This is a genomic window from Microbacterium sp. Marseille-Q6648, from assembly GCF_943181415.1.
GTDB lineage: Bacteria > Actinomycetota > Actinomycetes > Actinomycetales > Microbacteriaceae > Microbacterium.
This window is the reverse complement of sequence record NZ_CALPBZ010000001.1, coordinates 177,458-202,633: the sequence shown is the minus strand read 5'-3', so window position 1 is coordinate 202,633 and position 25,176 is coordinate 177,458. Positions and strand designations below refer to the sequence as shown.

22 protein-coding genes are annotated in these 25,176 nt (G+C 68.9%); 7 read left to right on the top strand and 15 right to left on the bottom strand.

Going from position 1 to position 25,176, the window contains the following annotated elements; translation table 11 throughout:
• Positions 1 to 47 precede the first annotated feature (47 nt).
• Positions 48 to 3,455 (bottom strand): pyruvate carboxylase, encoded by a 3,408-nt coding sequence (locus NFR93_RS00950; protein WP_251449462.1) that lies wholly within the window; start codon positions 3,453 to 3,455, stop codon positions 48 to 50.
• Positions 3,456 to 3,527: 72 nt separating this feature from the next.
• Between NFR93_RS00950 and NFR93_RS00945 the strand changes: the two genes are divergently transcribed.
• Positions 3,528 to 4,337 (top strand): ParA family protein, encoded by an 810-nt coding sequence (locus tag NFR93_RS00945; RefSeq protein ID WP_251449461.1) that lies wholly within the window; start codon positions 3,528 to 3,530, stop codon positions 4,335 to 4,337.
• A gap of 1,294 nt (positions 4,338 to 5,631) precedes the next feature.
• Here the strand turns inward: NFR93_RS00945 and NFR93_RS00940 are convergent.
• The 3 genes from NFR93_RS00940 to NFR93_RS00930 all read right to left on the bottom strand — a co-directional run bounded on the left by NFR93_RS00940 (position 5,632) and on the right by NFR93_RS00930 (position 7,489).
• Positions 5,632 to 6,177: a MerR family transcriptional regulator gene (locus tag NFR93_RS00940; RefSeq protein WP_251449460.1), complete on the bottom strand. Its 546-nt coding sequence runs from the start codon at positions 6,175 to 6,177 to the stop codon at positions 5,632 to 5,634.
• A 110-nt stretch (positions 6,178 to 6,287) separates the two neighbouring features.
• The gene (ftsR, locus tag NFR93_RS00935) at positions 6,288 to 6,980 is read right to left on the bottom strand and encodes a transcriptional regulator FtsR (RefSeq protein WP_251449459.1); all 693 of its coding nucleotides are present in this window, start codon (positions 6,978 to 6,980) and stop codon (positions 6,288 to 6,290) included.
• Positions 6,980 to 7,489 (bottom strand): FHA domain-containing protein, encoded by a 510-nt coding sequence (locus NFR93_RS00930; protein WP_251451411.1) that lies wholly within the window; start codon positions 7,487 to 7,489, stop codon positions 6,980 to 6,982. Before NFR93_RS00930 ends, ftsR begins: the two co-directional genes overlap by 1 nt.
• 171 nt (positions 7,490 to 7,660) lie before the next feature.
• On the opposite strand from NFR93_RS00930, the gene NFR93_RS00925 reads away from it, so the two are divergent.
• Entirely contained in the window at positions 7,661 to 8,020 is a 360-nt protein-coding gene (locus tag NFR93_RS00925) for a hypothetical protein (RefSeq protein ID WP_251449458.1), read from the top strand.
• Between the two features lie 22 nt (positions 8,021 to 8,042).
• Here the strand turns inward: NFR93_RS00925 and NFR93_RS16090 are convergent, their stop codons facing one another.
• A complete protein-coding gene (locus tag NFR93_RS16090; RefSeq protein ID WP_502846266.1) occupies positions 8,043 to 8,354 on the bottom strand; it encodes a four-helix bundle copper-binding protein in 312 nt (103 codons plus the stop codon).
• Positions 8,355 to 8,546: 192 nt separating this feature from the next.
• On the opposite strand from NFR93_RS16090, the gene NFR93_RS00910 reads away from it, so the two are divergent.
• A complete protein-coding gene (locus NFR93_RS00910) occupies positions 8,547 to 9,197 on the top strand; it encodes a copper resistance CopC family protein (RefSeq protein WP_251449455.1) in 651 nt (216 codons plus the stop codon).
• Positions 9,198 to 9,207: 10 nt separating this feature from the next.
• Positions 9,208 to 10,605 (top strand): dihydrolipoyl dehydrogenase, encoded by a 1,398-nt coding sequence (gene lpdA / locus NFR93_RS00905; protein WP_251449454.1) that lies wholly within the window; start codon positions 9,208 to 9,210, stop codon positions 10,603 to 10,605.
• Between the two features lie 477 nt (positions 10,606 to 11,082).
• Here lpdA and NFR93_RS00900 read toward each other — a convergent pair whose 3' ends face one another.
• Complete coding sequence (locus NFR93_RS00900; RefSeq protein ID WP_251449453.1) at positions 11,083 to 11,706, bottom strand: CYTH domain-containing protein; 624 nt, start codon at positions 11,704 to 11,706, stop codon at positions 11,083 to 11,085.
• Positions 11,693 to 11,926, bottom strand: coding sequence for a response regulator (locus NFR93_RS00895; RefSeq protein WP_251449452.1), 234 nt, complete (start codon positions 11,924 to 11,926; stop codon positions 11,693 to 11,695). The genes NFR93_RS00900 and NFR93_RS00895 overlap by 14 nt, the downstream gene beginning before the upstream one ends.
• A 235-nt stretch (positions 11,927 to 12,161) precedes the next feature.
• Here NFR93_RS00895 and NFR93_RS00890 point away from each other — a divergent pair, with 235 nt between their 5' ends.
• Positions 12,162 to 14,705, top strand: coding sequence for a rhamnogalacturonan lyase (locus tag NFR93_RS00890; protein WP_251449451.1), 2,544 nt, complete (start codon positions 12,162 to 12,164; stop codon positions 14,703 to 14,705).
• Between the two features lie 147 nt (positions 14,706 to 14,852).
• Positions 14,853 to 15,587: a glutamine amidotransferase gene (locus NFR93_RS00885; RefSeq protein WP_251449450.1), complete on the top strand. Its 735-nt coding sequence runs from the start codon at positions 14,853 to 14,855 to the stop codon at positions 15,585 to 15,587.
• Between the two features lie 96 nt (positions 15,588 to 15,683).
• Here NFR93_RS00885 and NFR93_RS00880 read toward each other — a convergent pair whose 3' ends face one another.
• Together NFR93_RS00880 and NFR93_RS00875 are read right to left on the bottom strand one after the other, a co-directional pair.
• Complete coding sequence (locus NFR93_RS00880) at positions 15,684 to 16,421, bottom strand: NAD(P)H-hydrate epimerase (RefSeq protein WP_251449449.1); 738 nt, start codon at positions 16,419 to 16,421, stop codon at positions 15,684 to 15,686.
• A complete protein-coding gene (locus tag NFR93_RS00875; RefSeq protein ID WP_251449448.1) occupies positions 16,418 to 17,419 on the bottom strand; it encodes a YihY/virulence factor BrkB family protein in 1,002 nt (333 codons plus the stop codon). The genes NFR93_RS00880 and NFR93_RS00875 overlap by 4 nt, the downstream gene beginning before the upstream one ends.
• 157 nt (positions 17,420 to 17,576) lie before the next feature.
• Between NFR93_RS00875 and NFR93_RS00870 the strand changes: the two genes are divergently transcribed.
• The gene (locus NFR93_RS00870) at positions 17,577 to 19,190 is read left to right on the top strand and encodes a GspE/PulE family protein (protein WP_251449447.1); all 1,614 of its coding nucleotides are present in this window, start codon (positions 17,577 to 17,579) and stop codon (positions 19,188 to 19,190) included.
• Positions 19,191 to 19,517: 327 nt separating this feature from the next.
• Here the strand turns inward: NFR93_RS00870 and NFR93_RS00865 are convergent, their stop codons facing one another.
• From NFR93_RS00865 to NFR93_RS16085, 6 genes are read right to left on the bottom strand one after another with little or no spacing between them, the layout of a single operon-like run.
• Positions 19,518 to 20,750 (bottom strand): type II secretion system F family protein, encoded by a 1,233-nt coding sequence (locus NFR93_RS00865; RefSeq protein WP_251449446.1) that lies wholly within the window; start codon positions 20,748 to 20,750, stop codon positions 19,518 to 19,520.
• 1 nt (position 20,751) lies between these two features.
• Positions 20,752 to 21,891, bottom strand: a complete 1,140-nt coding sequence (locus NFR93_RS00860) for a type IV pilus twitching motility protein PilT (protein ID WP_251449445.1) — start codon at positions 21,889 to 21,891, stop codon at positions 20,752 to 20,754.
• A gap of 1 nt (position 21,892) precedes the next feature.
• Complete coding sequence (locus NFR93_RS00855) at positions 21,893 to 22,573, bottom strand: hypothetical protein (protein ID WP_251449444.1); 681 nt, start codon at positions 22,571 to 22,573, stop codon at positions 21,893 to 21,895.
• A complete protein-coding gene (locus tag NFR93_RS00850; RefSeq protein WP_251449443.1) occupies positions 22,573 to 23,226 on the bottom strand; it encodes a PilN domain-containing protein in 654 nt (217 codons plus the stop codon). Before NFR93_RS00850 ends, NFR93_RS00855 begins: the two co-directional genes overlap by 1 nt.
• A complete protein-coding gene (pilM, locus tag NFR93_RS00845; protein ID WP_251449442.1) occupies positions 23,223 to 24,278 on the bottom strand; it encodes a pilus assembly protein PilM in 1,056 nt (351 codons plus the stop codon). The genes NFR93_RS00850 and pilM overlap by 4 nt, the downstream gene beginning before the upstream one ends.
• 28 nt (positions 24,279 to 24,306) lie before the next feature.
• Entirely contained in the window at positions 24,307 to 25,173 is an 867-nt protein-coding gene (locus tag NFR93_RS16085; protein ID WP_251449441.1) for a prepilin peptidase, read from the bottom strand.
• Between the last annotated feature and the right edge of the window lie 3 nt (positions 25,174 to 25,176).

Below are 25,176 nucleotides of genomic sequence, written 5' to 3'. Positions count from 1 at the left end.
TCCAAGTAGCAAGGGGCGTGCCGGGTGCGCTCACGCCGCCCCCCAGGCTAATGCGCCGGACGGATGACGACCAAAAGGTCGCCCGCCTCCACCTGCTGCGTCGCCCCGATCGCGAGCCGTTCGACGACCCCGTCGATGGGCGCGGTGATGGCCGCCTCCATCTTCATCGCCTCGATCGAGGCCACCGGCTGACCGGCTTCGACGGTGTCTCCGACAGCGGACTTGACCGTGACGACCCCCGAGAACGGCGCGGCGACCTGGCCCGGCTTCGTGGTGTCGGCCTTCTCTGCCTGCCGCGCCTCGACCTCGATGCTCCGGTCGCGGACGAACACCGGTCGCAGCTGGCCGTTGAGGGTCGTCATGACGGTGCGCATGCCCTTGTCGTCGGCCGCGCCGATCGCCTCGAGGCCGACGAAGAGCTGCACGCCGCGTTCGATCTCGACCACGTGCTCGGTACCCGCGGCGATGCCGTACAGATAGTCGGCGGTGTCGAGCACGCTCAGGTCACCGAACACCTCGCGGGTCTGCTGGAACGCGCGGGTGGGCGCGGGGAACAGCAGCTGGTTCAGCATGTCGCGACGCGAGAACGAATCCCCGTCGAGGCCTGCCGTCTCGGCATCCGTCAACGGGGTGACCGCGATGTCGACCGTCCGGCCCTGCAGCACCTTCGTGCGGAAGGGCTCGGGCCAGCCGCCCGGCAGATCGCCGAGCTCGCCCGCCATGAAGCCGACGACCGAGTCCGGAACGTCGTACTTGTGGGGGTTCTCCTCGAAGTCCGCCGGGTCCGCCTTGACGGCGGCGAGGTGCAGCGCGAGGTCGCCGACGACCTTCGACGACGGCGTCACCTTCGGCACGCGGCCGAGGATGCGGTTCGCCGCGGCGTACATGTCCTCGATGAGCTCGAAGTCCTCCGACAGTCCGAGCGCGATCGCCTGCTGGCGCAGGTTGGACAGCTGTCCGCCGGGGATCTCGTGGTGGTACACACGACCGGTGGGGCCCGGGAGCCCCGACTCGAACGGGCTGTACAGGTGGCGCACGGCCTCCCAGTAGGGCTCGAGGTCGCTCACGGCGCCGAGGTCGATTCCGGTGTCGCGCTCGGTGTGCGCGAGCGCGGCCACGAGCGCCGACAGCGACGGCTGGCTGGTCGTTCCCGACATGGGGGCGGATGCCGCGTCCACGGCGTCGGCTCCGGCGGCACTCGCGGCGAGCAGCGTCGCCAGCTGTCCCCCGGCGGTGTCGTGGGTGTGGACGTGAACGGGCAGATCGAAGCGCTCGCGGAGCGCCGACACGAGCCGCGCGGCCGCCGCGGGGCGCAGGAGGCCCGCCATGTCCTTGATCGCGAGGACGTGAGCTCCGGCATCCACGATCTGCTCGGCCAGGCGCAGGTAGTAGTCGAGGGTGTAGAGGTCCTCCCCCGGATTCAGCAGGTCGCCGGTGTAGCAGACGGCGACCTCGGCGATCGAGGTGCCGGTGGCGAGCACCGCGTCGATCGCGGGGCGCATCTGCGACACGTCGTTGAGGGCGTCGAAGATGCGGAAGATGTCGATGCCGCTCACGGCGGCCTCGCGGACGAACGCGTCGGTGACCTCGGTCGGGTAGGGCGTGTAGCCGACGGTGTTGCGCCCGCGCAGCAGCATCTGGATCGCGACGTTCGGCAGAGCGGTGCGCAGCTTGTCGAGGCGCTCCCACGGGTCTTCGCCGAGGAAGCGGAGGGCCACGTCGTAGGTGGCCCCGCCCCACGCTTCGACCGACAGCAGCTCGGGGGTCATACGGGCGACGTAGGGCGCGACGGCCGCGAGGTCCTTCGTGCGCACGCGGGTCGCCAGCAGCGACTGGTGCGCGTCGCGGAACGTGGTCTCGGTCACGGCCAGCGACGTCTGCGCGCGCAGCGCCTGGGCGAAGCCGGCGGGGCCGAGCTCCTGCAGCCGCTGGCGCGACCCCGCGGGGGCGTCGGTGTGCAGGTCGATCGCGGGGAGCTTCGCCCGGGGGTCGACGGTCACCGGGTTCTCGCCGTTGGGCTTGTTCACGGTGGTGTCGACGAGCCAGTTGAGGATCTTCGTGCCGCGGTCCTTCGATGCGCGGCCCTTGAGCAGCTCGGGGCGCTCGTCGATGAAGGAGGTGCTGACGTCGCCGGCGACGAACGCGTCGTCGTCGAGCACCGCCTGCAGGAACGAGATGTTGGTGGAGACGCCGCGGATGCGGAACTCCGCCAGGGCGCGGCGGGCGCGCAGCACCGCAGCGCCGAAGTCGCGGCCGCGGCACGTCAGCTTGGCCAGCATCGAGTCGAAGTGCGGGCTGACCTGCGAGCCGGCCGCCGTCGTGCCGCCGTCGAGGCGGATGCCCGCACCGCCCGGTGAGCGGTAGGTCGTGATCTTGCCGGTGTCGGGGCGGAAGCCCTGCGTGGGGTCCTCGGTCGTGATGCGGCACTGCAGGGCGGCGCCGCGCAGATGGATCCGGTCCTGGGTGAGCCCGAGCTCGTCGAGGGTCTGACCGGCCGCGATGCGCATCTGCGACTGCACGAGGTCGACGTCGGTCACCTCTTCGGTGACGGTGTGCTCGACCTGGATGCGCGGGTTCATCTCGATGAAGACGACCTCGCCGATGCGCGGCCCTGCGGTCTCGAGCAGGAACTCCACGGTGCCCGCGTTCTGATACCCGATCGACTCGGCGAAGGCGATCGCGTAGCGGTGCAGGTCCTGGCGGACCGTGTCGTCGAGGTTCGGCGCCGGGGCGATCTCGATCACCTTCTGATGACGACGCTGCACCGAGCAGTCGCGCTCGAACAGGTGCGCCGTCGTGCCGGCGGCGTCCGCGAGCACCTGCACCTCGACGTGGCGGGGCCGCTGCACCGCCTGCTCGAGGAAGACGCGCGCATCGCCGAATGCGCTGTGGGCCTCGCGCATGGCCTCGGCCAGGGCGGGCGGAAGCTCGGCGGGGGTCTCGACCCGCCGCATCCCTCGCCCGCCGCCGCCGGCGACGGCCTTGACGAAGATGGGGAAGCCGATGTCGGCGGCCTGGCCGACGAGGGTGTCGACATCGTCGGACGCCTCGGTGGAGCGGAGCACCGGCACGCCCGCGGCGATCGCGTGGTGCTTGGCCGTGACCTTGTTGCCTGCCATCTCGAGCACCGAGGCCGGCGGGCCGATGAAGGTGATGCCGTTCGCGGCGGCCTTCTCGGCGAGCTCGGGGTTCTCGGACAGGAAGCCGTAGCCGGGGTAGATGGCGTCGGCGCCGCTCTCGCGCGCGACCCGGATGATCTCGTCGACGTCGAGGTAGGCCCGCACCGGATGCCCGACCTCGCCGATCTGATACGCCTCGTCGGCCTTCAGCCGATGCAGCGAATTGCGATCCTCGTAGGGGAACACCGCCACCGTGCGGGCCCCCAGTTCGAAGGCGGCTCGGAATGCGCGGATGGCGATTTCACCGCGGTTCGCGACAAGGATCTTTCGGAACATGCTCACCTCGCGTGCAGCGTCGGGGGGCGGCTGAGTGTGCTCTCAGCCTAGGGGACGGTAACGTGGAGCCTTGTGCACGTGCTCTCGGTCAGCTCACTCAAGGGCGGCGTCGGCAAGACGACCGTGACACTCGGCCTCGCCTCCGCGGCGTTCGCCCGGGGTGTCCGGACTCTTGTCGTCGATCTCGACCCGCAGTCGGACGTGTCCACGGGCATGGACATTCAGGTCGCCGGACGGCTCAACATCGCCGACGTCCTCGAGAATCCCAAGGAGAAGACGGTCCGTCAGGCCATCACCTCCAGCGGCTGGGCGAAGGTGCATCCGGGCACCATCGACGTCATGATCGGCAGCCCGTCCGCCATCAACTTCGACGGTCCGCACCCGTCGGTGCGCGACGTGTGGAAGCTCGAAGAGGCCCTCGCGACCATCGAGTCCGAGTACGACCTCGTGCTCATCGACTGCGCCCCGTCGCTGAACGCCCTCACCCGCACCGCGTGGGCTGCGAGCGATCGCGTCATCGTCATCACCGAGCCGGGCCTGTTCTCGGTCGCCGCCGCCGACCGCGCCCTGCGCGCGATCGAGGAGATCCGCCGCGGCCTCTCCCCCCGCCTCCAGCCGCTCGGCATCGTCGTCAACCGCGTCCGCCCGCAGTCGATCGAGCACCAGTTCCGCATCAAGGAGCTGCGCGACATGTTCGGCCCGCTCGTCCTCTCGCCCCAGCTGCCCGAGCGCACGTCGCTGCAGCAGGCGCAGGGGGCGGCGAAGCCGCTGCACATCTGGCCCGGAGACTCCGCGCAGGAACTCGCCGCCGACTTCGACGCGCTGCTCGACCGCATCATCCGCACCGGCCGCATCCCGACCACGAGCGACGTCCGCGCCTGACCCTGCGGGACTCTCGGACGCGCGAGCCGTCACCCGTGTCGGCTATGGCGCGCCGCCGCCGACACACGTGACGTCTCACCCCGGCATCCGGAGCCGCACCGCCACCCGGCGCACTCTGCCGGCACGTGAGCCGTCGCCCGTGTCGGCTATTGAGGAGCGCTGCGGACACAAGTGACGTCTCACCCCGGCATCCGGAACAGCACCACCCACCCGGCGCACTCTCGGACCCGCGAGCCGTCACCCGTGTCACCTATGGCGGCTCGCCACGGACATAAGTGACGGCTCGCGCCGGCATCCGGAACAGCACCGCCCACCCGGCGCACTCTCAGACCCGCGAGCCGTCACCCGTGTCTTCTATGGCGCGCCGCCGCCGACACAAGTGACGTCTCACCCGGCATCCGGAACAGCACCGCCCACCCGGCGCACTCTGACGGCACGTGAGCCGTCACCCGTGTCGGCTATGGCGGGCCGCCGCGGACACAAGTGACGTCTCACCCGGCATCCGGAACCATGTGTACCCCGCGGCCGCCTGCGCCGGCATCCTGGATTCAACTCCCGCGGTCGGCGCGGTGGCGGCTCAGCGAGCCGTCACGTGTGTCGGCACCGACGGCCCGCCCCGGACATAAGTGACGGCTCGCTGCCGTGGGTGGCCCACGGGGTGGACCGAGGGTCCGGAAACCGGAGGTCTCCCCTCCGTCGAGAGTCCGGAAACCGGAGGTCTCCCCTCCGTCGAGAGTCCGGAAACCGGAGATCCGGCCGATACCCGGATGTTTCTCGTTCAGGAGTCCGCGAACCGCGCCGATCTCCGGTTTCCGGAGTCCGGCGCCTCCGGAAACCGCTGCGGAACGCGGGAGTATCCGGAATCCGGAGTCAGGGAATCGGAATCCGCGGGATGCCGCACCCCGCGCCTCGGATGCCGCGCCCTGCGCACCCGGGAACCGGATGCCCCGCCCTGCGCACCCGGAGACCGGATGGCCGAGACCCGCGAGCCCCGGATGCCGCGCCCTGCGCACCCGGTGACCGGATGGCCGAGACCCGCGAGCCCCGGATGCCGCAACCCCGCCCCCGCGCGCCGTCAACAGGACGGCCGAAACCCCGCGAGCCCCGGATGCCGCACCTCGCACCCCCTGAATCAGACGCCGAGCGCGCGAAACCCGACGCACCCTGAAACGAGACGCCGAGCGCGCCAAAACGGGCACGCCCTGAAACGAGACGCCGAGCGCGCGAATACGGGCACGCCCCGAAACCAGACGCCGGGCGCCGAACATCGACCCGAAGCGAAACCCCTACCGCGTCAGGCGGTGCGGGCGGCGCGACGAGCGGCGAGCTCGTCCATGGCGTCGGGCGACTCGGGAGAGAACTCCACGAGAGTCGACTCGACCTCGCGCAGCACCTTGCCGACCGCGATGCCGAAGACGCCCTGGCCGCGGCTGACGAGGTCGATGACCTCGTCGTTCGACGTGCACAGGTAGACCGAGGCGCCGTCGCTCATGAGCGTGGTGCCGGCGAGATCACGGATGCCGGCGGCGCGAAGCTGGTCGACGGCGACGCGGATCTGCTGGAGCGAGATGCCGGTGTCGAGGAGGCGCTTGACGAGCTTCAGCACGAGGATGTCGCGGAAGCCGTAGAGACGCTGCGAGCCGGAGCCGCTGGCGCCGCGCACGGTGGGCTCGACGAGCTCGGTGCGGGCCCAGTAGTCGAGCTGGCGGTAAGTGATCCCGGCTGCGCGCGCCGCCTGGGCACCGCGGTAGCCGACTTCGTCGTCCATCTGCGGCAGACCGTCGGTGAAGAGCAGGTCTGCGACGAACGGCTGTCCGTCGGCCGCTTCGCGAGCAGTCATGCGCTCTCCCATCCGGATGCCAACAGTTCAACGTTAGGTGAGCGGGGGCCCCGCGGCAACGACATCGGCTGTTCGGGCGCGGCGTGTCGTCGGCCGCAACCGAATCGTGATCAGCCGAGCAGGCGGTCCAGCGCCGTGCGGATGAAGATGCCGCGCACTTCATCCAGACGCTTGGCGAGCTCGGTGCCGACTTCTCCGGCACGACCGCGCGAGGCGGCATCCGTTCGCCGGAGGACGGGGGCGATGGCAGATTCGATCAGCGCGACGTCGCGCTCGGCGTTCTGCCGGAGCGCCCTGACGTGGCGCGGCTCGATCCCGTGCCGGTCGAGGGCGACGAGGGCACGCAGCAGCGCGACGTGCTGGTCGGTGTAGGCGTCCGAGCCGGCGAGCACGCCCGTGCTGATCGCGTCGTTGAGCAGCTGGGGCGCGGCGCCCGCCGCGGTGAGCAGCTCGGCGCGACGGTAGCGGCGCGGGGCCGCCACGATCGACGGCGGCGGCATCGTGCTCTGCGGCGACGGGTCGCGGCCGGCGTCGACGTCCTCGAGGTACTCGCGGATGACGTTCAGCGGCATGTAGTGGTCGCGCTGCAGGGTGAGCGCCAGACGCAGCCGGTCGAGGTCGGCCTGCGAGAACTTGCGGTAGCCCGACTCGGTGCGGGTGGGCGAGACGATCCCCTGCACCTCGAGGAAGCGCAGCTTGCTGGAGGTGAGGGTCGGGAACTCCGGCGTCAGCCGGGCGAGCACCTGGCCGATGCTCAACAGACCCGCGGACGCTGAGCGTTCGCGGGCGGAGGCAGCCGCCATCAGGCGACCGGCGGGTGGGCGAGGTCGGCCGGTGAGACGAAGAAGTTCAGACGGAACTTGCCGACGCGGACCTCGGCGCCGTTGGTGAGCGCGGCGCGGTCCACGCGCTCGCCGTTCACATAGGTGCCGTTGAGCGAACGCTGGTCGACGAGTTCGAACGCCGAGCCGGTGCGGGTGATCTCGGCGTGACGACGCGAGACGGTGACGTCGTCGAAGAAGATGTCGGCCTCGGGGTGACGGCCGACGGTGGTCACGTCGCTGTCGAGGAGGTAGCGCGCCCCGGCGGTCGGGCCCGAGCGGACCAGCAGCAGCGCCGCACCCGAGGGGAGCGCCTCGATGGCGTCCAGCTCGGCGGTGTTCAGCTCGCTGCCGAAGGGCACGAACGACAGATCGGAGTCGTGCCCGAAGGTCTGCGTGGTGTCGGATCCGCGCTCGAAGCTGCGCGTCTCGTCGCCTGCGCCACTTCCGCGCCGGATGTCACCCGGCTCGGGTCGGCGATTGTCGTCCACAGTGGACCTCCTCATGCGGATGCAAGCCTAACGGATAGGGATCGCATCGTCTTCCGGCTTCTCCCGCCTCACAGCAGGTACGTATGTTTCGGCCTGTGTCGAGCGGCGTGCTCTACGGAGCGCCGCGTCTTAGCCTGGCTGAGCAACGAACCTACTGACTGGGAGTCCATCGTGTCGAGTCCGCAGAGCCACATTCCGCCCCTCGAGGTGCGCGAGCGTGCGATCTGCATGTGCTTCGACGGCGGACCCTGCACCTCGTACGCCCCCGGCCACGCGCTTCACCTGATCCAGGCGCGCCTGGCCTCGGCGACGCCGTCCGACTGGGTCGACGGCATCGTCGCAGAGGCGGATGCCGCGACCGGCGTCGTCGTGGTGACGAGTTTCGTCGACGACACCGCGCACACCGTGTGGAACGGTGCGGGCGCCGCGGCGCGGGTCCAGGTGGGATCGCCGGTGGCGCTGCACGCGCGTTACGACGTGCTGGCCGCCGGCTCTGCCCGGTTCAACATCGCGCCGCTCCGCGCGGCCTGACTGCGGGTCCGACGCCTCGGACTCAGGCGGCCGCCATCATGGCGTCCTTGACCGCCATGCACGCGTCCATGCAGGCCTGGCACGACTGAGCGCACATCTTGCAGACGTCGCTGTGGTCGGCGTGCTCCATGCACTCGTCCATGCAGGTCTGGCACATCGCGATGCAGGCGTCGAGCATGGCCATCATCGAGGCCGGTGTCATGCCCTGCATCCGCATCATGGAGCGCATCATCGTGTTGCACATGTCGGCGCAGTTCATGCACGCCGGCGCGCACGACATCATCTGCGTCGAGCAGACGGTGCATGCCTGCTCGCAGGCCGAGCAGGCGTCCATACAGGCCTGCATCACGGACATGTCCATCGTGTCCATGCCGGGCATCGACATCATGTCCTTCGACATGGCGTCCATCATCATGGTGTCCATTGCGCGTCTCGCTTCCCGTCGGTGAGACGGGCAGGTAGCCCGCCTGCGGCCAGGCTAGACGCGTGGGCGGCCCGACGGAAGACCCCCGGTACGCTGGATCGAGTGCGTTCACCCCAGACCCCGCCCCGTCGCCGAAACCTGCTGCTGAGTCTGATCGCGGGGGCGGTGATGCTCGCCGGAGCGCTCGCGCCGGCATCCCCCGCCTTCGCCCACGATGAGCTCGTGGAAAGCGACCCGGCCGCCGATGCCGCCCTGACGGAGCTGCCCGACGAGCTGACCCTGACCTTCAGCGCGGCGATCTCGTCCGAGCCCGGCGCCACCGAGATCGAGGTGACGGATGCCGCGGGCGAGAGCCTCGCCGACGGCGAACCGTCCATCGCCGATAACGTGCTGACGCAGCCGCTCGCCGGCTCCCCCGCGGGCGATGTGACGGTGCTGTGGAAGGTGGTCTCCAGCGACGGCCACCCCATCTCGGGCGAGTACGCGTTCACCGTCGAGGCACCCGCGCCCACGGCCGAGCCGACCACGACGGCGGAGCCCGAGCCCACCGAGACCGCTGAGCCCACCGAGACCATCGAGGCGACCGCGTCACCCGATCCCGCGGTTCCGGGTGAGCCGGCATCCGCAGACCCCACCGCATGGATCATCGTGGGCGTGCTGGCCGCGCTGGGGCTCGGGGCGCTCGCGTGGCTCGCCGTCTCGCGCTCCCGCAGGGGCGACACCGGCACCTCCGATCCCTCCACCGACCGATAGGCTGGGAACCATGCCTCACTACGACGTCGCCATCCTCGGCGCCGGGCCCGGCGGGTACGTCGCGGCCGTGCGCGCAGCTCAGCTCGGACTCTCGGTCGCGATCATCGAAGAGAAGTACTGGGGCGGTGTGTGCCTGAACGTCGGGTGCATCCCTTCCAAGGCGCTTCTGAAGAACGCCGACCTCGCTCACACCTTCAACCACAAGGCCGAGCTGTTCGGCATCGGCGGCGACGTGTCGTTCGACTACGGCGTCGCGTGGGACCGCAGCCGAAAGGTCGCCGACACCCACGTCAAGGGCATCCACTTCTTGATGAAGAAGAACAAGGTGACCGAGTACGAGGGCCGCGGCTCGTTCGTCGACGCGAACACGATCGACGTCGCCAAGGCCGACGGCTCGTCCGAGCGCGTCACCTTCGACAACGCGATCATCTCCACCGGCTCCAAGGTGCGACTGCTCCCGGGCGTCGAGCTCAGCGAGAACGTCGTCACCTATGAGGAGCAGATCCTCACGCGCGAGCTGCCGTCGTCGCTCGTCGTGGTCGGCGCCGGCGCGATCGGCATGGAGTTCGCCTTCGTGATGTCGAACTACGGCGTCAAGGTCACGATCATCGAGTTCCTCGACCGCGCACTGCCGAACGAGGACGCCGACGTCTCGAAAGAGATCGCACGCCAGTACAAGAAGATGGGCGTCGAGATCCTGGTGTCGACCAAGGTCGAGTCGGTCACCGACGCGGGCGACAAGGTCACCGTCGCCTACACCGCCAAGGACGGCACGCAGGGCTCGATCGACGCCGACAAGGTGCTCATGTCGATCGGCTTCGCCCCCAACGTCGAGAACTTCGGCCTCGACAAGACCGGTGTGAAGCTGACCGAGCGCGGCGCGATCGACATCGACGACTACATGCGCACCAACGTGCCGCACATCTACGCGATCGGCGACGTCACCGCCAAGCTGCAGCTCGCGCACGTCGCCGAGGCGCAGGGCGTCGTGGCCGCCGAGACCATCGGCAAGGCCGAGACCATGCCGCTCGGCGACTACCGCATGATGCCGCGCGCGACGTTCTGCTCGCCGCAGGTGGCGTCGTTCGGTCTGACCGAGCAGCAGGCGCGCGACGCCGGCTACGACGTCAAGGTGGCGAAGTTCCCGTTCTCGGCCAACGGCAAGGCGAACGGCCTGGGCGAGCCCATCGGCTTCGTCAAGCTCATCGCCGACGGCGAGCACCTCGAGCTGCTCGGCGGGCACATGATCGGCCCCGACGTCTCGGAGCTCCTCCCCGAGCTGACCCTTGCGCAGAAGTGGGACCTCACCGCTCTCGAGGCCGCCCGCAACGTCCACACGCACCCGACGCTCTCAGAAGCCGTGCAGGAAGCCTTCCACGGCCTCGCCGGACACATGATCAACATGTGAGACCCCGTCTCGCACCGCGAAGCCCCCGCACCGTCAGGTCGCGGGGGCTTCGTCGTCTGTCGGGCGGGTGTTTCGGATGCTGAGCCGTCACTTGTGTTCGGTTGCGGTGGGCGTGGTCGACACACGTGACGGCTCGCACCCGGCGCACGGCGGGTCGGGTGAGCGGGGACCGTGAGCCGTCACTCGTGTGCGGTTGCAGCATCCGGATCGGACACACGTGACGGCTCGCGCACGGTGCGTGGCGGGGTCGGGCGAGCGGGGCTGTGAGCCGTCACTCGTGTGCGGTTGCGGCATCCGGGACGGACATACGTGACGGCTCAGCGACGCCAGCCCCAGCCCCCACCAGTCCCCAGCGCCCCCAGCCCCAGCCCCGCCCCAGCCCCAGCCCCAGCCCCAGCCCGAGCCCGAGCCCAGCCCCAGCCCCAGCCCCAGCCCGAGCCCCAGCCCGGCCCCGCCCCCGCCCCGCCCCAGCCCGGGTCAGAACCCGAGCGCGCGGGCCAGTTTCGAAGCGGATGCCGCGGGCCGGCCGCCCACGGCGCTGACGGCTGCGGCGACGGCACGGAAGAACGTCTCGCGTCCGGCGTCGTCGTGCGGGCCGGCGGGTCCGAGTTCGACCTCCCACTCCCGCCAGCCGCGCTCGGCGCCGGAGCGCTCGTCGCGTGTCTGGACGCGGTCATCGGCGAACTCCGCCACCAGTCCCCCGTCGGCGTCGCGGAGCGCGTACGCCACGCGCGTGTTGCGGATGCGGGCGAGCGGCGACACGTCCGCCTCGGTCACGCCCGCGTACGCAGCACGCACGGCATCCGGCACCGTGTCGTCGCCGGTGAGCGGCCACTGGGTCTCGGCGCGGCCGTGGCCGTCGCGGGGCCCCTTGATGTGCCAGCCCGCGTCCGGTCCGCCGGTGCGTCGCCGCAGCGCGTACCCCGCGCGGGCGAGCGCGTGGTCGGCGGTGTCGAGGTAGAGGGCATCGAGCTCCCGCACCTCGCCCACGCCGACCGACACGACGCCCGGCAGAGCGGACCAGTCCGGCAGTGCGGTGATCTCGTCGACGTCGAACTTCAGCTCGACCTCGACCGAGCGCGAGGGCTCAGCGCCGGTCACGCGCCGAATCGCTGTCGGGGTCGATGTCGTCCTGCGCCTCGACGAACCAGAACTCCGCCTGGGTGGGGCCGTCGGCCTCACCCGTGTTCTCGGGAGCGCCCTTGCGCTCGTAGACCACCTGGGTCTCGCTGTAGGGGACGATGAGCCGATCGAGGTCGGCGTCGTCGAGGGGCAGAACCTGCCCGTCGAGCGGGCCTCCGTGAAGTCGTGCGATTGCCATGCCCAGAGCCTAGACCCGGGTGCCGTCATCGCCGCCGCCCTTGACAGCCGCACGCGAGAACCACCTCGACCCAGCCCGGACCCGAAATCGTGAGAACTCCCTCATGAAACGTGTCAACAGCCCGCCCGCGGGGTTACCGTCGACCCTGCGGGAAAGCGTTTGCTGTTGCCGACCGCACCCGCGCACCACACCAACGAAGGACGCAGAAGCAGTGCGTCCACAGGAGGGTTCGACGATGAACATCAGACAGACGTCCGTGCGGGCGCTGTGCGCCGGCGGGGCTGCCGGGGTACTCATCCTGGGGCTGGCGCAGCCGGTCTCAGCCGCCCCTGCGCCGCAGGGTCCGCCGCAGGCACCCGGCTCCGCCTCACTCCCCCAGCTCGAGCAGCTCGACCGCGGCCTCGTGGCCGTGTCGACCGACGACGGGGTCTTCCTCAGCTGGCGGCTCCTCGGCTCCGAGACCGCGCCGGCGACCGACTCCGGCGTCGGCGGGCCGGCGTTCGCGATCTTCCGCGACGGCGAGCGGATCGCCACCGTCGACGACAGCACGAACTACGCGGATGCTGCAGGCTCGGCATCCTCGGTGTACACGGTCGCTCCGGTGTACGACGACATCGTCGGCGAGGTCTCGGCCGAGGCGAGCCCCTGGGCCGACGGCTTCTACGACCTGCCGCTCACCAAGCCCGCCGACGGCGTGACGCCGGCCGGCGAGGCCTACACGTACTCCGCGAACGACGCGTCGGTCGCCGATGTGGACGGCGACGGCGCGTACGAGTTCGTCGTGAAGTGGGATCCGTCGAACTCGAAGGACGTCTCGCAGAAGGGCTACACCGGTCCGGTCTACATCGACACGTACGGGCTCGACGGCACGCTGCTGAACCGCCTCGACCTGGGTGTGAACATCCGCGCCGGCGCGCACTACACGCAGTTCATGGTCTACGACTTCGACGGCGACGGTCGCTCCGAGACCATGCTCAAGACCGCGCCCGGCACGAAGTCGATCACGTACAACGCCGACGGCAGCGTCGCGGACGAGCGCTACATCACGATGCCGCAGGACGACCTCGACGCCGGCTACGGTCACGACGACGACTACCGGCTGAGCGCCGCGGACTACCGCGAGCACCTGATCGACATGTTCCTCGACTGGCACGCGCACCCCGAGGTCGTCGCCGGCAACTGGCCCGCGACCCTCGAAGAGGCGTGGGGCACCGAGGTCGCCCACGAGTATCCGCTGAGCGAGGAGTCCGCGGCCGAGCTCGCCGACTACTTCATCGACGTGTACGCGCCGGCACGCAGCTCGCGCAACGACCTGACGACCTTCGAGGGCTTCATCCTCGACGGGCCCGAGTACCTCACGGTGTTCGACTCGGCCACCGGTGAAGAGCTCGAGACCGTCGACTACGAGCCGGGCCGCGGCGACGACGGCCTGCTGTGGGGCGACTACGCGATGAGCCGTATCGAACCGGGCAACCGCGTCGACCGCTTCCTCGCCGGAGTGGCCTACCTCGACGGCAAGAACCCGTCGGCGATCTTCGCTCGCGGCTACTACACGCGCTCGACCATCGCCGCATACGACTGGGACGGCGAGAGCCTGTCGCAGGAGTGGTTCGTCGACAGCGGCCACGCGCCGATGACGAACCCGTTCAACGACGGCCCGCACGGCCGCGACGGCACCGACCCCGAGTTCGGCACGATCACCACGCAGGGCTTCCACTCGCTCAGCGCGGCTGATGTCGACGGGGACGGCAAGCACGAGATCGTCTACGGCGCCGCGACCATCGACGACGACGGCAGCCTGCTGTACAGCTCGTTCGACACCCTGCCCGAGGGCAGCGCCGACCCGGGCGCGGACGTTCGCCTCGGCCACGGCGACGCGATGCACGTCACCGACATCGACCCGGCGCGTCCGGGCCTCGAGATCTGGACGTCGCACGAGGGCGGCGCGTACGCGCCCTACGGTTCGGTGCTGCGGGATGCCGCAACCGGCGAGGTGATCCACGGCGCCTACTCGGGTCGTGACACCGGCCGCGCGATGATCGGCGACGTGCGCCCCGATGTCGACGGCATCGAGACCTGGGCGAGCATGCCCAGCGGCTCGGACGGCTCGGGACTGCTGAGCGCCACCGGCGAGCAGCTCGACACCCGCACCCCGGGCACGAACCAGTCCATCAAGTGGGCGGCCGACCTCACCACGCAGATCGTCAACGGCAGCATCGACCAGACGCCGACCATCGACGACTGGACGCGCGGCCGCATGCTGACCGCCGAGGGCACGCGGACGAACAACTACACCAAGGGCAACCCGTCGCTGGTGGCCGATGTCTTCGGCGACTGGCGCGAAGAGCTCCTCGTCCGCACCACCGACTCCGACGCGCTGCGCATCTACACCAGCACCCAGGTCACCGAGCACAAGCTCCCGACCCTGATGCACGATCTGCAGTACCGCGTCGAGGTTGCCCGCCAGAACACGACGTACAACCAGCCGTCGTACACCAGCTACTACCTCGCGAGCGACATGGACTTCTCGCAGGTGCCGCTGTGGACGACGCCGGCCGAGCCGAAGGGTCCGAAGTTCCAGGACGCCAAGCGCGGCGACGACCGCGTCATCGTCCCGGGCGACCCGTGGTTCGACTACTACGTCGACGGCGAGCTCGCCAAGGCCGGCGCGACGAGCGTCGATGCGGGTGCCGAGGTGACCGTCACGGCGGTTCCGAAGGCGTTCGTGTCGGTCGCCGAGGGCGCTGACACGACCTGGAGCCACGCCTTCACCGGCTGATCAACCCGGGTTGATCACACCCCGTTGATTACACCTCCACAGAGCGGATGCCGCGGACCTCGGTTCGCGGCATCCGCTCTCTTTCTGCGCTTCGCACCCGGGCCGACCCTGCGCGCCGGGCTGCGCGGCGCACCGTAGGCTTGCGGGGTGAAGCCGTTCGTCCTCCTCGCCACGCGCGCCGAGGACGTTCCCGCCGACGAGGAGTACGCGCTCTTCCTGCGCTACACCGGGCTCGACGAGCGCGACCTCATCCGAGTGCGGCTCGAGGCCGGGCCCATGCCGGAGTTCGACCTCGACGAGCTGTCGGGCATCTTCGTGGGCGGGGGTCCGTTCAACGCCTCGGATCCGCTCGAGAAGAAGTCGCCCGTGCAGCAGAGGGTCGAGGGCGAGTTCCAGACATTGCTCGAGCGCGTGGTCGCCCGCGACCTGCCGTTCCTCGGCGCCTGCTACGGCGTGGGCACGGTCGGCGCCTTCCTCGGCGCGACCATCGACCGCACCCATGGCGAGCCGATCAGCGTCGTGCCGGTCACCCTCACCGACGCCGGGCGCGACGATCCGCTGCTGGCCGGGTTCCCCGACACCTTCGACGCGTTCGTCGGGCACAAAGAGGCGATCTCGTACCTACCCCCTTCGGCCACCCTGCTGACGTCGTCGCCGAACTGCCCGGTGCAGATGTTCCGGGTCGGGCGGAACGTCTATGCCACGCAGTTCCATCCCGAGCTCGACGTCGACGGCATCACGACGCGCATCCACGCGTACGCGTCGCACGGCTACTTCGCCGCACACGAGCTCGAACTGACGCTCGCCGCGGTGCGCCGGGCGGCGGTGTCGCACCCCGCGCGCATGCTGCGCACCTTCGTTGAGCGCTACGCCCGCGACTGAGCCGGCCGTTCGTCAGCGCGGCGCGCGTGACTGAGCCGGACCGTTCGTCGGAGCGGCGCGGGACGGAGCGGCCCGGTCAACACCGGCCGCCCCGGCTCAGCGCGGCGCACGGACGATCCGTGAGACGTCCGCCCACTCCGACGGCTCGAAGCCGTCTAGTTCGTCGAGCACGTCGATGTCGACCAGCACGATGTCGCCGGCCAGCTCGGGTCCGCGGCCGCGCACCAGGCCGGGCTTGACCGCGCCGAAGGTCACGGTGACGGACGCCGGAAGCACCGAATCTCCGGCCTCGCCGGTGTCGGGGTGCAACCCGCTCGGCAGGTCGACGGCGATGACGCGCGTCTTTCCCTCGCGCACCGCGGGGAGGAGGGCTTCGACCGCTTCGCGGGCGTTCCCGTGCAGGGCCGGGTCGGCCCCCGTGCCGATGCCGAGGATGCCGTCGAGGACGAGGTCGTACGGCTCGACCGCGTCGCGCACGGCGGGGATCTCGACGCGGCGGGCCCCTGCTGCCATCGCGGCGGCGAGGCCGCGCTCGTGCACGCGGGCGCCGACGACGAGGATGTCGACGTCGACCTCTTCGGCCAGGTGCGCGGCGGCGTAGAGGGCGTCGCCGCCGTTGTTGCCGCTGCCGGCGAGCACGAGAAGGTGGCGGGCGTGGGTGGTGGGGTGCGGGTGCAGCGGGGCGGCATCCGGGTCGTCGGCGAAGCCGCCGATCTGTCGCGTGAGCTTCGCCAGGGCCGCTGCGGCGCGTGCCATGAGCGGTTCGCCGTTCGCGAGGAGCGGCGCCTCGGCGATGCGGATCTGCTCGGACGTGTAGGCGGGGGTGTGGGTCATGCGCGCGTCCTCTCCTCTTCTTCGAGCTCTCGCGCCCGGCGCAGTTCGTCGGTGGCGAGCTGAACGGCGACCTCGGCCTGGCGCACGCGGCGCTGCAGGAACGTCGACGCGCCGAACTTCGTTCGCACGCGGTCGCGTGACTCGTCGACGCCGACCACGATGTAGGCGGTGGCGATGAGGATCACCTGCGACGACAGGTTCACCCACAGCAGCAGCGCGATGAGCGAGGCGAACGAGGCCAGCAGCGGGTTGGATCCGGCTCCCCCGACGAACAGTCCCGACAGCTGCTGCAGCACGGTGAGGCCGATGGCGCCGAGGATGGCCCCCGACCAGAGGGCGCGGGCCGGGGGTCTGATGCCCGAGAGCACCACGAAGAGCACGGCGATCGCCGCGGCATCCAGGATGAAGACGACGATCACGCCGATGACGCCGGTGAGCACCGCCACGAGCGGGCTGTCCTGGGGCATCCCGAACCAGTCGGCGAGGATGCTGACGCCGAAGGTCGCGAGGAACGTGATGACCGCCGACGCGCCCAGAGCAAGTCCGATGCCGATGGCGAGGGCGAGGTTCCGCAGGATCACCCAGATGAAGAGGATGTCGTCGTTGAGGGTCGCGGCGATCGAGCGCATCGCCATCCGCATCGAGCCGATCGCTCCGATCGCGGCGAGCAGCAGACCGATGGTCGCCAGGATGCCGGCGACGGTCAGCCCTGCGGGCGCGTCGATGTCGGACGGGTCGATGAGTCCGCCCTCGCCGACGAGGCCGGGGATGACGGCATCCACCGAGGAGATGAGGCTCTGAAACGCCGCCGGATTGCCCGCGAACCAGAGGGCGGCGAAGGAGAACCCGAGGAGCACCCCGGCGAAGATGCTGAACAGTGCACGGTAGGTGACGCTGTCCGCGAGCATGGGCCCGCGCCGCTCGCTGTAGAGAAGGAATGCCCGCACGAGCTTCACCGTCAACACCCAGGCGATGATCTTCGCGATAATGGCGGGCATGGCCCCACCCTACCGATCGCGTCGCGAGGCACGTCGAAGTGCCTCCGCCCCTCCCCCTCCGGTCCCGGTGGCCGTAGGATACGGGGAAGCGATTGGGGACGCTGTGAGAGGTCTTGCACAAACGCTCGTCTTGACTGGGGCAATACGAGCATCTGAAATGTCCGCCGCACTGACGCAGTATGGCGATACACCGGATTTGATCGAGCATCTGGCCGGTCAGTCTTTGGTGACGCAGTCGCAGATCGCCGAGGCGATCGCGCTGAACACCGGGCACCGGTTCGTCGATCTGTCCGAGATGCCGCTGGATCCGAGCATCGTCGCGATGGTGCCGACGGCCGTGTGTCGGAAGTACGGGTTGATACCCATCGACAAACGCGGCGACCGGCTCATCGTCGGCACGCTCGACCCGACCGACATCGTCGCGCTCGACGACGTCGCATCGGTCACCGACCTGTTCGTCGAACCGGTCGTCGTGGCACGCGATGCGCTGTCGCAGATGTTCGAGCGGTTCCTGCGCTCGGACGAAGAGCTCAGCGAGCTGACCGCCTCCATCGAAGAGACGTCGACGTCGTCGGCGGCCTCGTTCACCGAGGAGCTGGGCGAGCAGGACAGCGACGCGCCCGTGGTCAGGTTCGTGAACCTGCTGATCGCGCAGGCCATCAACGACCGTGCGAGCGACATCCACGTCGAGCCCGGCGAGAAGCAGCTGACCGTGCGGTTCCGCATCGACGGCGTTCTGCACGAGATGCAGAAGGCCGATCGCGGCATCCAGGACGGGATCATCTCGCGTCTGAAGATCATGTCGTCGATCGACATCGCCGAGAAGCGCAAGCCGCAAGACGGCCGCCTGTCGGTGTCTCACGACGGGCGCACGGTCGACCTGCGCGTGGCGACGCTGCCGACGGTGTGGGGCGAGAAGATCGTCATGCGAATTCTCGACAACACCGGCCAGACCATGGCCATGCGCGACCTGATGTTCTCGAAGATCAACGAGACGCGGTTCCGCGAGGCCATCACGCGCCCGCACGGCATGATCCTCGTCACCGGCCCCACCGGGTCGGGCAAGTCGACGACCCTGTACACGGCGCTGCGCGAAGTGGCGAACCCGAAGATCAACGTCATCACCGTCGAAGACCCGGTGGAGTACCGGCTCGCCGGCATCAACCAGGTGCAGGTGAACAACCGCGCCGGACTGACGTTCGCGTCGGCGCTGCGGTCGATCCTTCGAAGCGACCCCGACGTCGTGCTCGTCGGTGAGATCCGCGACAAGGAGACCGCGGTCATCTCGATCGAAGCGGCCCTCACCGGTCACCTGGTGCTCTCGACGCTGCACACGAACGACGCGCCGTCGGCGCTCACGCGACTGACCGAGATCGGCTCCGAGCCGTTCCTCGTCGCCACGGCCCTGTCGGCCGTGATCGCCCAGCGCCTCGCACGCCGGCTGTGCCTGAAGTGCCGTGCTCCCTACACCGAGCCGTCCGAGGTGCTCGATTCGCTGGGCTTCCCGCACGACCCGCAGGACGTGCCCGAGATCTATCGCGCCGTGGGCTGCGAGTCGTGCTCGGGCACCGGCTACCGCGGGCGTCTGGGTCTGCACGAGGTGATGACGATGACCGACGAGCTCGAGCAACTCGTCGTCACCCGCTCCACCGGCACCGAGATGCGTCAGGTCGCCATCAAGCAGGGCATGGTCTCCCTGCGCGAAGACGGCTGGGCGAAGGTAGCCCAGGGCCTGACGACAATCGAAGAGGTCCTCCGCGTCTCGCTGTAATCGGCCCGGGCCAAGGCCCGGACCCCGCCTTCTCTGCCGCGCGCCCTCCGGTCGCGCCCGCGCCGCACCCCCGGCCGCTGAGCGAGCGCAGCGAGACGAAGCTCACTCCCGGTCGCTGAGCGAGCGCAGCGAGACGAAGCGCACTCGCGGTCGCTGAGCGAGCAAAGCGAGACGAAGCGCCTCCCAGTCGCTGAGCGAGCAAAGCGAGACGAAGCGCCTGCAACCCCCGCTCCGCGCACCGTCCCCGGGCGCTGGGGGTATCCCGGGGACGGCTCTACACGCCGTCATCGCACCGACGCGGTCGGGTGCGGCGGCGGAGCTGTACTACTACTGTCCGAGTTCACCGTACAGCGAGAAGATCGGCAGGTATAGCGAGATGACCATGCCGCCGATGACGATGCCGAGCCCCACGATGAGGATAGGTTCTATGGTGGCCGAAAGCTGCTCGGTGGCCGTCTCGACCTCATCCTCATAGAAGTCCGCGATCGACGCGAGCATCTCCGACAAGGTGCCGGACTCTTCACCGACCGACACCATCTGCGGCACCATCGCGGGGAAGACGCCGGCCTTCGCCAGCGGGGACGCGAACGACTTGCCGTGCCTGATCGACTCCTGCACGTCGTGGATCGTTTGCTCGATCTTGTAGTTGTTCGAGGCCTGCGCGACGATCGCGAGGGCCTGCATGATCGGCACGCCCGCCTCGAGCATCATCGACAAGTTCCGGGCGAACCGGGCAACGGCCATTTTGGTAGCGAGCTTGCCGAAGATCGGCAGCTTGAGCTTCAGCGGATCCATCACCTTGCGCACGCGCTCGGTGTGACGGTTGCGCATCCACCACATCCACGCAACGAAAATAACGACCGCCGTGACGGGAAGTATCCACGCCATGTTCTTCGACAGCGCCACGAGGATGAGCGTCGGCACCGGCAGGGTCGAACCGAGGCCGGCGAACATGTTCTCGAAGACGGGCACGATGAAGGTGATCATCGCGAGCACGCCGAGGACGGCGACGATGAGCACGATCGTCGGGTAGGTGGTCGCCGAGCGGATCTTGTTCTGCAGCTCCGCTTCCTTGCGGTAGTTCTCGGCGATCGACGTCAGCGCCGCCCCGAGAAAGCCGCCCGTCTCGCCGACTCGCACGATGCTGAGCAGCAAAGGAGGGAAGACATCTGGGTGCCGCGCCATGGCGCCAGAGAGGGATGAACCAGATTCCACGTCGGCGTGCACAGCCACGAGCGCGGGTTGCAGGCGCTTGTCGTCGCTCTGCTCGATGAGGATCGACAGCGTTCGCATGAGCGGCAGACCGGCGTTGATGAGGCCGGCCATCTGCTTGGCGAAGATCGCCAAGGACTTCGCCTTCACGTGGCGCGTCAATCCGGGGATCTTGATCTCCATGTTGAGACCGGTCTTCGACAGCTCGATGACTTCGAGCGGTGTGAGTCCCTGGGCTTTCAGCTTGCCAGTGACTTGGGCCTCAGTTGCGGCTTCGATGGTCCCCTTGACCACAGCTCCCCCGCGCGGGTCGATCGCCCGGTAGCGGAACTCCTGCAAAATAGCCATGTCAGACTCCCGCGTCCTCGTGATGCCACTCGCTGGCGCGGTTGCTCCACTCGTCCGCGTCGAGGTCGCGTGGGCGCACGTAGACGTTCTCGAGGGTCGACGGATCGACGGCGTACGACTTGGCCACGGTGAGCGAGATAACGCCCTCTGACACCAGACGTTTGAGGTCCTGGTCGAGCGTGTGCATGCCGACCGCCTGCCCAGCCTGCATCGCGGAGTACAGCTGCGCGACCTGGCCCTCGCGGATCATGTTGGCCACAGCCGGTGTGTTCACGAGCACCTCGGTCGCGATCGTCCGGCCCTCGGTCTGGGATAGCGGCATGAGCGTCTGGCTGATCACACCCTGCAGGGTGTCGCCGAGCTGAGCGCGGATCTGGTGCTGCTGGTCAGCAGGGAACACGTCGATGATGCGGTTGACGCTCTTGGCGGCACCCTGCGTGTGGAGGGTCGAGAGCACGAGGTGACCGGTCTCCGCCGCCGATAGCGCGGTGCGGATCGACTCTGGGTCGCGGAGCTCGCCGACGAGGATGACGTCGGGGTCCTGGCGCAGCACGCGACGAAGGGCCTCGGCGAACGAGTTAGTGTCCGACCCGATCTCGCGCTGGTGGATGAGCGAGCGCTTGCTCTCGTGCTGGAACTCAATCGGGTCTTCAATAGTGATCACGTGAGCAGGCACCGTGTGATTGATGATGTCGACCATCGCCGTCAGGGTTGTCGACTTCCCCGATCCGGTCGGGCCGGTGAGAAGGACGAGACCACGGGGCTTCAACGCGAGCTCGCGCGCGATGACGGGCGCGCCCAACTGCTCGAGCGTGTACACCTTGTTCGGGATGAACCGTAGGGCGACCGCGACGGCCCCCAGCTGCCGGTAGACATTGATGCGGAGTCGACCGAGGCCGTCGATCGAGTGCGCGAGGTCGACCTCGTGATGCGTCTGGAACTCTTCGCGCTGTGATGCCGACATCAACTCGTACGCGGCGGCTTCGAGCCATGACGCAGAGATGATGTCGGAGTATCCCGGAATCGGCTCCAAGTCGCCGTCGACGCGCATCAACGCCTGCGCATCGGCGGTGAGGTGGACGTCCGATGCGCGGCCGCGAGCCGCCGCGCCGAGCAGCTCGTCGAGCATGTTCGCGGTCATGTCAGTTCTCCGGGAGGACGTAGGTGAGCGCCGAGACCAATACGTCGTATCCCGTCCCCGTGGGGACGACTGTCGTATCGATGGCGGTCAGTAGGCGGGGCCCGGTGCGCAGCCGGTCGAGGAAGCCGATGGCGTCCTGCAGTTGCGTGGCTGTGACGGTGATGGTGAAGTCGACCTGTTGACGCCCCTCGAGCGGTGCTCCCTCGACGGGAGCAGGCAAGGGCTCGGGGGCTGCTGGCTCGGCGGGGTCCGTCGCCTCACCGGCGGCGGGGTCCGCGGTCTGCTCAGCGGGCGCCGGCGCTTCGGGCTCCTCGCCGATTGCCAGCGGTGCGGTGCGAACGGCGAACGCCGCGTTCTCCCCGGCCGTGATGGTCTGCACCTGCACGTTGGCATCGGACGCCGACCGCGCGACGAGTTCGAACACATCGTCGAATTCATTCGCGGCGGGCATCTGCGTTCGCAACTCGGAGACGGATGCTTCGATCTCACCCATCCGCTCTTCCTGCGCGCGCAGCCCCTCGACCTGTATCTGATAGACGTCATTGGTCTGATCAACCTCGGCGGTCTGCGTGCCCGTCGCGAGGGACTGGAAGTAGATCGGAAGCGCCACAACGGCCACCGCCAGGCCGAGGATGCCTGCGCATACGACGATGCCGATGAGGTTGATGAGCTGCTTGGGCATCACTGCTCCCCTTCCGTGGCGGCGAAACGGCCCGAGTAGATCGACTGGTCGAAGGCGATAGAGATCTCGTAGGTGTAGGCACCGACGGACTGCTGGCTCGTCGACACGAGCCTGCCGTCCGCGTCCGCAACGCCCGCGAGCGCACGCATCGCGCGCACGGTCTGCGCGATGTCGATGGCGTTCGGGCTGCTGAGCGTGAGGCTTCCCGCCAGCCCCACCCCGGCGGCGGGATCCTCGCCCTGTGGGACACCGCCCGTTGTCAGGGCGAAGCCGCCCAGTTCGACTCCCGAGGGGAGCGAGCGACGCAACTCGGCCACGACCGGGGCCCAGGCGAAGTCCGAGCCTGACGACTGAGCCCGGAAGTCGATGAGCTCGCGCTCGGCCGCGATGGCACCGCTGACCTCTGACAAGCTCCCCAGTTCGGTCAGCAGAGCGTTGGTGCGCGCCTGCTCGGCGAGAAGGCGCTGATCCGCCAGCCAGTTGATGGTCATCGCCCCTGCGATCAACGCCAGCGAGGCGAGCACCGCGCCAATGACTCCCCAGATCCACTTGCGCACAGTGCTGGCACGCTCGCGACGATCGAGCTCCGATCGTGGAATCAGGTTAACGCGCGGTACCCCGCCGAACGGGATGCTGGATACGGCGCTGCTCATTTCGCCCCCTGTCCGAGCAGCACGCCTGCGGTTGCGACAGCGTTGAAGGCAAGATCGTCCGCGAGTGGGCGGCCCTGCGTATTGAGTATTTGCTCGAGCCTGACAGGCGCGACCGGAATGTCGAAGGCCCGCTCGATCGCATCAGCGACGCCGTCGGCGTTGTACCCCGCGCCGCTGATGAGCGCGCGGGAGATCCGGGTGCCGCCGTCACGCCCTTGGAAGAATGAGACCGTGCTGCGCAGTCGAGAGACGAGGTCGGCGACCGCGGGCGCGGTGGGCGCGGGGCCTCCGCGCAGCGATGCGCGCGTGCCCGTGACGTCCCCGGCGCGGCGAGGGATGATCCCACTCGCGCCGACGTGTTCGAGGACCTCTTCTTCGCTCGGTTCGGGTTCGATCGCGCCCGCCTCAACTCGCAGGGCGGCCGCAGTAGCGATTTCCACGGGGATGATGCGCACAAAGTGCGGAACGCCGTCCGTCACGACCCCGACAAACGACGTGTGGTCGCCCAGGTGAATCATCGCGACGGTCTCGCCCGGCCGGGCAAGGCCTTTGGCGATGCGCGCGAGTCCGAACGGAACCAGGTCGACCCGATCGACGCGCACCTTCGCCCTCCCGAGGGTTTCGATCATCTGCTCGATGTTCTCCGACACCGCCGCAACGAGGAGCCCCGACACCTGGTCGCCGATCTGGGAGGCGGGATAGAAGTCCAACACCGCCTGCGAGACGGGGACAGGCAGGAGATCCTGGACCTGGTAGGGCAGTGCCTGCTTCAGCAATTGCGGCGGCATGGCCTGCGTCGTGTATTCGCGCACGAGGATGCGGCGACTTCCCACCCCCAGAGTCACGCTCTTGCCCTTGAACCCGCTCGCTGCCCATAGTTGCCGGAGGGCCAACGCGACGGCATCCTGGTCGAGCACCTCGGAGTCGCGCGCAGCCTCACGAGGCAACGGAACCTCACCGACAGCGACCAGTGACGGCGACCGCCCCATCGTCATCTCGAGACCGCGCACGCTCTCTTCGGTAATCTCGAGCCCTACGAGTGTCTTGGCCATCGGCTCTCACCTTCCCCAATAGCAGTCTTCACACTGTCACAAACAATCCGATGTACCAGCGGGCTATGACTTCACCCACGAGCAATCCCACCCAGGCGCCGAGGATCATCCATGGGCCGAACGGTATCGCGGACTTCCGGCTGGCGCGACGCATCAACATGAGCGCCACGCCGTAAATCCCGCCGATCACGAATGCGACGAATGCCCCCACGACGAGAGCTCCCCACCCTACGTAGCCGAGGTAGAGCCCGAGCACGCCCGCGAGCTTCACATCGCCACCTCCCATGCCATCCGATCGAACCAGCCTCAGGACGAAGTAGAAGGCGTACAGCGCGGCCATGCCGATCCCGCCCCGAAGTAAGGCCACCCAGTCTCCGGTGAGCAGACTCGCGAGAGCGAGCAGTAGTCCACCAACGATGTAACTCGGCAAAACAATCGCGTTCGGCAGCCGGTGGGTGTCGAGGTCGATCAGCGCTAGCACGATGCTGACACTCGCGAGGTAGAGGCACGCGACGACGAGCACCCAAACTCCCCCCTCGGACCCCGCACTCGTCTCCCCGGTCGCTGAGCGAGCAAAGCGAGACGAAGCGCCCACCCCGCCAGCGAGGACCCACCAAGTGACGCCCGCGAACGCCACGCCGGTGATCGCCTCCACGACCGGGTACCGCACCGAGATCGAAGCCCGACAGGAGGCACACCGTCCTCGCAAGGCAAGCCACCCGAAGACAGGCACGTTCTGCCATGGTCTCACCCAGGCATCACAGTGTGGGCAACGGCTCTCGCGCATGAGAGAGACCCCGGCCGGAACTCGATAAGCGACCACATTTAGGAATGACCCGATCAAGGCTCCGAAAAGCCCCGTGACAACGACAATGAATAATTCAAGCGGCCCCACGGG

Bases quoted from the DNA above. Each gene is read 5' to 3' on its own strand.
- NFR93_RS00950 (WP_251449462.1), bottom strand. From the start codon at position 3,455: ATGTTCCGAAAGATCCTTGTCGCGAACCGCGGTGAAATCGCCATCCGC.
- NFR93_RS00940 (WP_251449460.1), bottom strand. From the start codon at position 6,177: ATGACTGCTCGCGAAGCGGCCGACGGACAGCCGTTCGTCGCAGACCTG.
- ftsR (WP_251449459.1), bottom strand. From the start codon at position 6,980: ATGGCGGCTGCCTCCGCCCGCGAACGCTCAGCGTCCGCGGGTCTGTTG.
- NFR93_RS16090 (WP_502846266.1), bottom strand. From the start codon at position 8,354: ATGGACGCCTGCTCGGCCTGCGAGCAGGCATGCACCGTCTGCTCGACG.
- lpdA (WP_251449454.1), top strand. From the start codon at position 9,208: ATGCCTCACTACGACGTCGCCATCCTCGGCGCCGGGCCCGGCGGGTAC.
- NFR93_RS00895 (WP_251449452.1), bottom strand. From the start codon at position 11,926: ATGGCAATCGCACGACTTCACGGAGGCCCGCTCGACGGGCAGGTTCTG.
- NFR93_RS00890 (WP_251449451.1), top strand. From the start codon at position 12,162: ATGAACATCAGACAGACGTCCGTGCGGGCGCTGTGCGCCGGCGGGGCT.
- NFR93_RS00880 (WP_251449449.1), bottom strand. From the start codon at position 16,421: ATGACCCACACCCCCGCCTACACGTCCGAGCAGATCCGCATCGCCGAG.
- NFR93_RS00875 (WP_251449448.1), bottom strand. From the start codon at position 17,419: ATGCCCGCCATTATCGCGAAGATCATCGCCTGGGTGTTGACGGTGAAG.
- NFR93_RS00870 (WP_251449447.1), top strand. From the start codon at position 17,577: ATGTCCGCCGCACTGACGCAGTATGGCGATACACCGGATTTGATCGAG.
- NFR93_RS00865 (WP_251449446.1), bottom strand. From the start codon at position 20,750: ATGGCTATTTTGCAGGAGTTCCGCTACCGGGCGATCGACCCGCGCGGG.
- NFR93_RS00860 (WP_251449445.1), bottom strand. From the start codon at position 21,891: ATGACCGCGAACATGCTCGACGAGCTGCTCGGCGCGGCGGCTCGCGGC.
- NFR93_RS00855 (WP_251449444.1), bottom strand. From the start codon at position 22,573: ATGCCCAAGCAGCTCATCAACCTCATCGGCATCGTCGTATGCGCAGGC.
- NFR93_RS00850 (WP_251449443.1), bottom strand. From the start codon at position 23,226: ATGAGCAGCGCCGTATCCAGCATCCCGTTCGGCGGGGTACCGCGCGTT.
- pilM (WP_251449442.1), bottom strand. From the start codon at position 24,278: ATGGCCAAGACACTCGTAGGGCTCGAGATTACCGAAGAGAGCGTGCGC.